The organism is Mesorhizobium sp. M6A.T.Cr.TU.017.01.1.1, assembly GCF_004023115.1.
Lineage (GTDB): Bacteria > Pseudomonadota > Alphaproteobacteria > Rhizobiales > Rhizobiaceae > Mesorhizobium > Mesorhizobium mediterraneum.
This window is the reverse complement of sequence record NZ_RZTA01000274.1, coordinates 1-646: the sequence shown is the minus strand read 5'-3', so window position 1 is coordinate 646 and position 646 is coordinate 1. Positions and strand designations below refer to the sequence as shown.

Annotated in this window: 1 pseudogene; it reads left to right on the top strand. The window is 70.6% G+C overall.

Annotation, left to right across the window (positions count from 1 at the left end):
* Positions 1-646, top strand: a pseudogene (locus EOB36_RS34795) (hypothetical protein); the annotation flags it as partial.

The following is a 646-nucleotide window of genomic DNA, read 5'->3' as shown; positions in this document are numbered from 1 at the left end:
CCATACGATCGAGGACCGTTCGACCGGCATTATCGCGCAATCGGTCGGCGGTGGCGGCGGCACTGGCGGCGGCAGTGTCGCCGGCAGCTTTGCCCTCAATGTCAGCATAGCCGGCAAGGGCGCCGGCGGCGGTGGCGGCAAGACGGTCGACGTGACCAATGGCGCCAGGATCGCCACCGAGGGCGTGCAGTCGCATGCGATCTTGGCGCAGTCGGTCGGCGGCGGCGGTGGATCGGGTGGCTTCTCGATCGCCATTGGTGGTCCGTCGCTGGCCATCGGCGGTGCCGGCGCTGCCGGCGGCTCGAGCCAGAAGGTCACAGTTCGCAACACGGGAGAACTTTCCACCGCAGACGACCTCTCGGTCGGCTTGCTGGCGCAGTCGATCGGCGGCGGCGGCGGCGACGGCGGTTTTGCCGGAGCAGGCGGCCTGTTCACCGCGGTTGGTGTCGGCGGCCATGGCGGCGGCGGCGGCAATGGCGGCGAGGTCGAGGTCGTCAACACCAATAGGATCACCACCACAGGCGACCTGTCACACGGCATACTCGCCCAGTCGGTCGGCGGTGGCGGCGGCAATGGCGGCAGCGCCGGTGCGGTGTCCGTCGGCGCCTTTGTCGGCGTCGGCGTGGCGGTCGGCGGCGACGGACAC